Source organism: Micromonospora sp. NPDC049580 (genome assembly GCF_040675595.1).
GTDB lineage: Bacteria > Actinomycetota > Actinomycetes > Mycobacteriales > Micromonosporaceae > Micromonospora.
Genome location: NZ_JBFAPG010000419.1, coordinates 1 through 5,644, shown reverse-complemented (window position 1 = coordinate 5,644; position 5,644 = coordinate 1). Strand labels below are relative to the sequence as shown.

Below are 5,644 nucleotides of genomic sequence, written 5' to 3'. Positions count from 1 at the left end.
CCCCAAAATACAACCCCCCCCCCCCCCCACCGGTCAGGATCGGCCATGGGTCTTGATTGCCTGATCAGCGGCTCCGTATCGGGTAGTCCAGCACCTCGTCAACCGCACGCCGTGGCGTCGGCCGGCCCGGCTGGCCGTACCCGATGCGCAGCACCATCTGCGGCGCGCCGAACCGCCCCAGCGACACCCGCAGCTGCTCCCGGGCCGTGGGCACCTCGATCGGCTGGGACAGCATCGACACGCTCAATCCCGAGTCGGTGGCGGTGAGCAGCACCCGTTGCAGGGCCTGACCGGCGACCACCTGGTCGATGGCGGTGTTGCCGACCGAGCCGAGCACCCCCACCAGCGGCTCGGGTTCGAAGTCCCGTCCCGGCGCCCGGTCGCGCCCGCCGAAGCCGCGCGTCGGCAGCACGTCCTGCGGCTCGTGCTGCGGGCCGCCGGCCGAGGCGGGTACGCCGTCCGGCGCGGGCTCCCGGCGCAGCCACCGCTCGCGTTCCGCCCGGTAGGCCGGGTCGCGCTCCAGCACCCGGTGCGCGCTGCGGGCGATCTCCCCGAATGCCGTCACCGCGCTCACCCCGATCAGCAACTCCAGCCAGCACCCCTCGGCGCGGGCCGCCTCACCGAGGCGCCACCGCGCGTCGGACGGCACCGGGTCCGGCCAGAACGGCAGCCGGTTGCTGAACCGGCGGGGGATGGCCGCGTGCAGGCTCTGCTCGGCGGGGGTGGGCCGGCGCGGGATGTCCGGCACCAGCCGGGCCAGCAGGTCCGGCTCGGCCGGGTCGGGGCGCAGCCGTACCCGGGCCGGGACGCCGGCCACGGCCAGCGCGACCCGCAGGTTGAACAGGGCTGCACCGCAGGCGATCCGTACGCCCCAACCGCTCGGGTCGGTCGCCGGCAGCCGCCGGGCCGGGTCGGCCAGCACCTCGATCCCACCGTCGCGTAGCCGTAACCGCCACGGCTGCGTGTTGTGCAGCGACGGCGCGCGGACCGCGTCCGCGGCGGCGGCTCGCAGTTGGGCTGTGGTGTAGCCGATGTGCATGGCGGTGCTCCCTTCCGGTGGGCCGGTCGTCGAGTCGCGGCGGCCGGCGCACCCCCACGGTCCGCCCGCCGGGTGGGCGCCGAGCAGGGCCGGACGTCCCGATCCACCGGGCCCGACCGCCCCACCGACAGTCGGTCCCTCCGGTCGGGACCTTCGGCCCGTGCGCCTGCCGAGCGGCGCGGGTAGAAACGAGGGATGATCCGCGTCTTCCTCCTCGACGACCACGAGGTCGTCCGCCGTGGCCTGGCCGACCTGCTGCAGAGCAGCGGTGACATCGAGGTGGTCGGCGAGTCCGGCTCCGCGCAGGAGGCGTCCCGCCGCATCCCGGCGCTGCGGCCCGACGTCGCGATCCTCGACGCCCGGCTGCCCGACGGCAACGGCATCGACGTGTGCCGCGACATCCGGGCCGTCGACTCGTCCATCAAGGGCCTGATCCTCACCTCGTACGAGGACGACGAGGCGCTGTTCGCCGCGATCATGGCGGGGGCCGCCGGGTACGTGCTCAAGCAGATCCGCGGCACCGACCTGGTCGACGCGGTGCGTCGGGTGGCAGCCGGGCAGTCCCTGCTCGACCCGGCGATCACCACCCGGGTGCTGGAACGCATCCGCAACGGCGTCGAGCAGCCGCGCGAGTTGAAGTCGCTCACCGAGCAGGAGCGGCGGATCCTGGAGTACGTGGCCGAGGGGCTGACCAACCGGGAGATCGCGGGAAAGATGTTCCTCGCCGAGAAGACGGTGAAGAACTACGTCTCCAGCGTGCTGGCCAAGCTGGGCCTGGAGCGCCGCACCCAGGCCGCCGTCCTGGCCACCCGTCTGTTGGGCAAAACGCCCTGAGCCGACCCGCGCCGGTCAGTCGCGCAGGGGCACCGACCAGCACAGCTCGGTGCCGTGCGCCTCGACCGGGCGGATCGTGAAGGTGCCGCCGAGGCGGTCGGCGCGTTCCCGCAGGTTGATGAGGCCACCTCGGGCGGCGGCCGGGTCGCAGCCCACCCCGTTGTCGGTGACCGTCACGCTGACCTGCCCGCCGTCGACGCGTACGGCCACGTCGACGCGGGTGGCCTGCGCGTGGCGGACCGTGTTGGACAGCGCCTCGCGCAGCACGGCGGTGAGATCCGGGCGGAGGGCGTCCGGTACGGCGCTGTCCACCGGGCCGGTCACCTCCAGGTGCGGCTTGAAGCCCAGCGACTCGGCGGCCAACTCGATGGCCTCGCGGATCTCGGTGCGCAGCGCGGCGGTCATCGGCGTCCGCAGCTCGAAGATGGTGCGCCGGATGTCGCGGATGGTGGCGTCGAGGTCGTCGACGGCCGCGTTGATCCGCTTGGCCACCTCGGGGCGGGCCATCATCGGCGCGGCGCTCTGCAACTGCAGGCCGGTGGCGAAGAGCCGCTGGATCACCACGTCGTGCAGGTCGCGGGCGATCCGTTCGCGGTCCTCCAGGACCACCAGCAGCTCCCGTTCCTCCTGGCCGCGGGCCCGTTCCATGGCCAGCGCCGCCTGACCGGCGAAGCTGCCCAGCAGCGCCACGTCCTCGGCACTGGCACCGCCGCCGCGCTCCGGCCGGTGCGCCACGATCAGCACGCCGTGCAGCGTGTCGGCGGTGGCCAGCGGTGAGACGATCGCGGGCCCGGTGTGCAGCAGCGCCGGCCACGGCGCGGCGTGTGCCAGGTCGTCCACCTGGTCGTGCCGACCCTCGGCCACGGCCGCCCCGAAGCTGGTGTCGGCGGCCGGCAGGACCGCGCCGACCAGCGCCCGGGCCCGCTCGTCGACGCCGTTGACGACCTCCACGGTGAACTGGGCGGTCTCGCTGTCGTGGAGCAGCACCAGCGCCAGCTCCGCCTCGGCGACCTCCCGGGCCCGGCGGGCGACCAGCGTCAACGCGTCGGTGCGGCGCACCTCGCCGAGCAGCACCGTGGTGATCTCGGCGGTCGCGGCGAGCCAGCGTTCCCGCCGGTGGGCCAGGGCGTACAGGCGGGCATTCTCGATGGCCACGCCGGCGGCGGCCGCGAGCGCGACGACGATCTCCTCGTCGTCCTCGGTGAACTGCGCGCCGCCCTGCTTCTCGGCCAGGTAGAGGTTGCCGAACACCTGCTCCCGGATGAGCACCGGCACGCCCAGGAAGCTGTGCATGGGCGGGTGGTTGGTGGGGAAGCCGTAGGAGCGTGGGTGCTGGGTGATGTCCGGCATGCGCAGCGGGCGGGAATCGTCGATGAGCAGGCCGAGCACGCCCCGCCCGTGCGGCAGGTCGCCGATCTGCGCGTGCTGCTCGGGCGTGATGCCGTGCACGATGAAGTCGTGCAGCAGCCGGTCCGGGCCGACCACGCCCAGCGCGCCGTACCGGGCGCCGACCAGCTCGCAGGCCGCCTGCACGATGCGTCGCAGGGTGGTGCGCAGATCCAGGTTGGTGCCGATGCCGACGACCGCGTCGAGCAGCGCCCGTAGCCGCTCCCGGCTGGTCATCACCTCGCCGACGCGGTCCAGCATCTCCTGCAACAGCTCGTCGAGGCGGACCCGGGACAGTGGGCTCAGCCCGAGCGACGGCGTCACCGGGGATTCCGGGCGGGGCTGCGGAACGCTGCTGGTCACCGCGCGATCGTAGCGTCGGCGTACACAGTCGATCGCCCGTCAGGCCCGTTCGCCGCGCACCGCGGAGGTGTCCACCACCTGCTCGCTGGCCAGCCGCGGGGTGTGCGGCGGGCCCGCGTGTGCCGGGTCCGCGATGCCCAGACGCAGCACGAGGTACGGGAAGCCGATGCCGGCGAGCACCTGACGCAGGGTCTGTCGGGTGCCCGGGACCTCGACCACTGCGCTCAGCGGCACCACCGACACGCCGAGCCGGGTGGCGGTCAGCCAGGCGGCGGAGAGCGCTTCACCCGCGCGCAGCCAGCTGTCCCGCTCGTCCTCGTCGCCGTGCAGCAGCGCGTACACCGCCGCCCGGTCGTGGCCGGGGCCGACCGGCAGGCTGCCGGGGCGGCCGAAGTCACGGCCGGGCACGGTGGTCTGTGGCGGCTGCTCGGGGAGCACCTCGGGGGGCAGACCGGTGCCGCTGTCGGCGCGGCTCGTCCAGTACGCCAGCTCGGCGCGCAGCTCCGGGTCCTCGGCCTCGACCGTGTCGGCGTGCCCGGCCGTGGCGGCCAGTTCCAGCACCTGGTCGCGGTCCAGGATCTGTAGGCGGCCGCCCTCTGCGGTGACCGCCTGGGCGATCTCCCCGATCGCGGCGGTCGGCACCGGCTCGTCGCTGACCGGCCGCCGGTCGGTGTGCCGCACCGACATGCACTGCACCATCCGCATGGCGTCCGGGTCGCCCGCGGTCCGGCTCAGGTCGGTCAGCCGGGCCAGCAGGTCGGTGTCGCCCGGGTCGGGCAGGCGCTGCACCACCGCGCGCCAGCCTTCGGCGGCGAGCGCCAGCCGGGCGTGGTGCAGGGCCGCGCCGCAGCTGAGCGTGAGCAGCCGCCCCTCCGGGTCGCTGGCCGCGAGCTGCCGGTCGGTGACCGTACGCAGCTCCAGCGCGTCGGGGAGCACCCGCCACCGCCACGGCTGCGTGTTGTGCACCGAGGGGGCCTGGCCGGCGGTGGTGGCGGCCTCCGTCAGCGCGGTCGTCAGCTGACTGTCCTGACTCATCGTCACGACCTTTCCGTCTTAGCCATCGTGCCTCACCTGGCGCTGTCGCGCGGTGTGTTGCCGCTCCATCGTGGGGCAATCCCGGACGCCGGGCAGGGGCCGCAGGTCCCGAATCGGCGGGTCGTTGCGCCCACCTGGTGCCTCGACCGGCGGCCGGCTCGGGTGCCGGCGAATGCGCCGAGCCACCGGGACGCGCTGCTGTCGCGCCACCCGCCGACGCGGGCAGTCGAGCGGGCGCGGCCTCAGCGTTCCCGGACGACCGCGACCGGGCAGCCGGCGTGCTGGATCAGCTGCTGGCTGACCGAGCCGAGCAGCATCCCGGCCAGCCCACCCCGGCCTCGACTGCCGACCACCACCAACTGCGCGGACCGGCTCGACTCGATGAGCGTCCCCGCCGGGCTGCCCGCGACGAGGTCGAGCGTGATGTCCAGCTCGGGGAACGTCCGCCGCCACGGCTCCAGCGCCTCCTCGACGGCGGCCTGCTCGTCGGGCGTCCCGGCCGCCGCCTCGGGGCCGGGGGTCCAGGCGTGCAGCACGCGCAGCGGCACCCGGCGTTGGGCGGCCCGCTCGACCGCGAACCCGAGCGCCACCAGCGACGGCTCCGAACCGTCCACACCGACCGCCACCGGGGCTTCCGGTCCGCTGGCGGTCCCGTCGCGGACCACCACGACCGGGCAGTGCGCGTGCGCGGCGACCGCCACCGCCGTCGACCCGGCCAGCAGCCCGCCGAACCCTCCGTGGCCGCGGCTGCCGAGTACCAGCAGCCCCGCGTCGGCGGAGCGCTCCTGCAACACCAGGGCCGGCGGCCCGTCGTACACCTCGCCGGTGACCGTCAGGCCGGGGTGCGCGGCGGCGGCGTCCGCCGCGGCCTTGCGAACCAGGTCGTCCGCCTGTCTCCGGGCGGTGTCGTCCGGCCAGACGCCGGGCGCCACGCCCGGACCGACCCAACTGGCCACCGTCAGCCACTCGAAGACGTACGCCAGCCGC

The 5,644-nt window shown here is 74.8% G+C and carries 5 protein-coding genes; 1 reads left to right on the top strand and 4 read right to left on the bottom strand.

Annotated elements, in window-relative coordinates; genetic code table 11:
• Positions 1–64: 64 nt before the first annotated feature.
• On the bottom strand, positions 65–1,039 hold the full coding sequence (locus tag AB0J68_RS25730) for a nitroreductase (protein WP_363940752.1): 975 nt from the start codon (positions 1,037–1,039) through the stop codon (positions 65–67).
• 195 nt (positions 1,040–1,234) lie between these two features.
• On the opposite strand from AB0J68_RS25730, the gene AB0J68_RS25725 reads away from it, so the two are divergent.
• Positions 1,235–1,873 carry a response regulator transcription factor gene (locus AB0J68_RS25725; protein ID WP_234581614.1) on the top strand — a complete coding sequence of 213 codons (639 nt, stop codon included), beginning with the start codon at positions 1,235–1,237 and terminating at the stop codon, positions 1,871–1,873.
• Between the two features lie 15 nt (positions 1,874–1,888).
• Here AB0J68_RS25725 and AB0J68_RS25720 read toward each other — a convergent pair whose 3' ends face one another.
• The 3 genes from AB0J68_RS25720 to AB0J68_RS25710 all read right to left on the bottom strand — a co-directional run.
• Positions 1,889–3,520, bottom strand: coding sequence for a GAF domain-containing sensor histidine kinase (locus AB0J68_RS25720; RefSeq protein ID WP_363940754.1), 1,632 nt, complete (start codon positions 3,518–3,520; stop codon positions 1,889–1,891).
• 141 nt (positions 3,521–3,661) lie between these two features.
• Complete coding sequence (locus AB0J68_RS25715) at positions 3,662–4,657, bottom strand: nitroreductase (RefSeq protein ID WP_363940750.1); 996 nt, start codon at positions 4,655–4,657, stop codon at positions 3,662–3,664.
• A 242-nt stretch (positions 4,658–4,899) separates the two neighbouring features.
• Positions 4,900–5,644 (bottom strand): universal stress protein (locus AB0J68_RS25710; RefSeq protein ID WP_363940748.1); only part of this gene is annotated, 745 nt, incomplete at its 5' end.